Genomic DNA, 1,879 nt, shown 5'->3' with positions numbered 1-1,879 from the left:
TCTCCGAGTCGCAGAGCAGGAAGTTGTTACTTGGCGGGAGCAGCGGCGCCTTGTCCTCGCCGGGCGTGGGCGCCGTCGCGATGTCGAACACGGATTCTCCGGCCTGGGGCGCGTAGGCGGCGAGGTAGACCAGGCTCTGCACCTTGGGCAGATCGCCAGCCTCTGTAATGACCGCGCCGCCATAGGAATGACCCACGAGCACCACCGGCTTCTTGGCCCTGGCGATAACCTGGCGGGTCGCTTCAACGTCACCTTTAAGGGTGACAGTCGGGTTCTGCACCGCCAAGACCTCGTAACCTTTCGCGGACAGGATGTCATGGACGGCCTGCCACCCGGAGGCATCGACGAAGGCACCGCGAACGAGCACGATTGAGACGGCCTTTTCGGCAGCGGAGGCTGCGAGCGGGGAAGCCGTTGTGATCATGGCTGCGAGTAATCCTGTAATTGCACGTTTCATTGTCCTGTTCTCCTAGCGTTTCATGTGACGTCGACCGGATCGAGAACGATCGGTGTTCGTTCGGCCAGATCGCCGATCTTCTTTGCATAGTTCTTGAAGTGCGGCGTCTCGCGATGGACGTTAAGCGCGGTGTCGTCTGAGTAGAGCTCGTCAAGTATGAAGCGGTCCGGATTGGCACGGTCGCGCCAGATGTCCCATCTCATATTGCCGGGCTCCGTCCGGCTGGATACTCGTGTGGCGCATAGGAGCCGCTGGAGCTCTGCGGCCTTGCCTGGCCAAGCGGTAAGGATTCCCACGATCTTGACACCGGTCGACATGATCCAGTTCTTTCTCCGGGAGGTTGGGTCGGCGCCGAGGCCGACCCGCAGGACCTCAGGCGGCGCGCTTGCCTTCGCACTGGCGGTCGAGCGCAGCGATCAGCGCTGCACCTATCGGATGATCCGAACGCGGGTTCTGGCCCGTGATCAGTTCGCGATCCTCGACCACATAGGGATCGAAATCGACCGGAGTTGTGGTCACGTTGGCGCCTGCAAGCGTCAGCGCGTAAGGCATGTGGAAATAGATTTTCGCGTGCAAGATGTTGTCCTCGATCACCTTCTCTTCGGTCGAAGAGAATATCGTCATCTTGTAGCCCGCATACTGCCAGCCTTTGGCCCACTCTGCCGCCTTGTCCGGATCTCCGGCAATCAAAGCCGCGCGAAACTCGCGTGCGTAGGGCATCGCGGCGACCGCTGATATGGGTCCGTGGCAAAGCAGGGCCGTGGGCTTCGCCTTCTCATGAAAATGGCGGAGCACATCGCCGACGTCCTGATCCTGCATGAGGTCGACGACCGGGGCCTGCCCACCCGGAGCGAACACACCGGCGTAGTTGTCCAGCCCTTCTTCGATTACCGACCGGAGCATTCGCGGCGTCATCGATGGATGGTCGGCGTAGAAGGCCTTGGCGCGATCGTACGCCTCCTTGTCGCCGCCGAAATGCGCCGGCGCATCAGAAGCCTTGTCGATTACCGGTTTTTCGCCATTCGGCGTCGCGAGCACGACCTCATAGCCGGCATCGATGACGGCCATTGCTGGAACGACCGTCTCATTGAGGTACTGTCCTGTAGCGCCCCACCGGCCGCCCTTAACCTCGATCCTGGTCGCATTGGACCCGAGAATAAGCACTTTTCCTTTGCTCACATTGTCCTCCATTGCGTGTCGTAGGTGGACTTGGCCTCCAGCGCTCGGTGGAGGGCACCGTTTCAGGTCGGTAAGTGGACGATAGGTTGGGCGGGCTAAGCCGGCGAGTGAATCGATGTGAAAAATTGCTGCGCTAGTTGCTTCGACGTTCACATCGATTCATTCGCTTAAAGGAGCGCCGTGCATTATCCTGGAGCGACTCCGCGAGCCAACCAGCCCATGCCCCTCCGACCATCTCAGAGC

The 1,879-nt window shown here is 60.6% G+C and carries 3 protein-coding genes; all 3 read right to left on the bottom strand.

The genetic code is table 11. The annotated features are described in order from the left end of the window. On the bottom strand, window positions 1-457 hold a 457-nt coding region (locus EOA27_RS34525), incomplete at its 3' end, for an alpha/beta hydrolase (protein WP_145970759.1). Between the two features lie 20 nt (window positions 458-477). Then, entirely contained in the window at window positions 478-774 is a 297-nt protein-coding gene (locus EOA27_RS34520) for a putative quinol monooxygenase (RefSeq protein WP_126081322.1), read from the bottom strand. A 55-nt stretch (window positions 775-829) separates the two neighbouring features. After that, window positions 830-1,789, bottom strand: coding sequence for a DJ-1/PfpI family protein (locus EOA27_RS34515; RefSeq protein WP_245466943.1), 960 nt, complete (start codon window positions 1,787-1,789; stop codon window positions 830-832). Between the last annotated feature and the right edge of the window lie 90 nt (window positions 1,790-1,879).

The organism is Mesorhizobium sp. M2A.F.Ca.ET.037.01.1.1, from assembly GCF_003998075.1.
Classification (GTDB): domain Bacteria; phylum Pseudomonadota; class Alphaproteobacteria; order Rhizobiales; family Rhizobiaceae; genus Mesorhizobium.
The sequence above is the reverse complement of the archived record's forward strand: the minus strand, read 5'-3'. Positions and strand labels throughout refer to the sequence as shown.

Excerpts from the sequence above, each read along its gene's own strand:
- EOA27_RS34520 (WP_126081322.1), bottom strand. The coding sequence starts at position 774 with ATGTCGACCGGTGTCAAGATCGTGGGAATCCTTACCGCTTGGCCAGGC.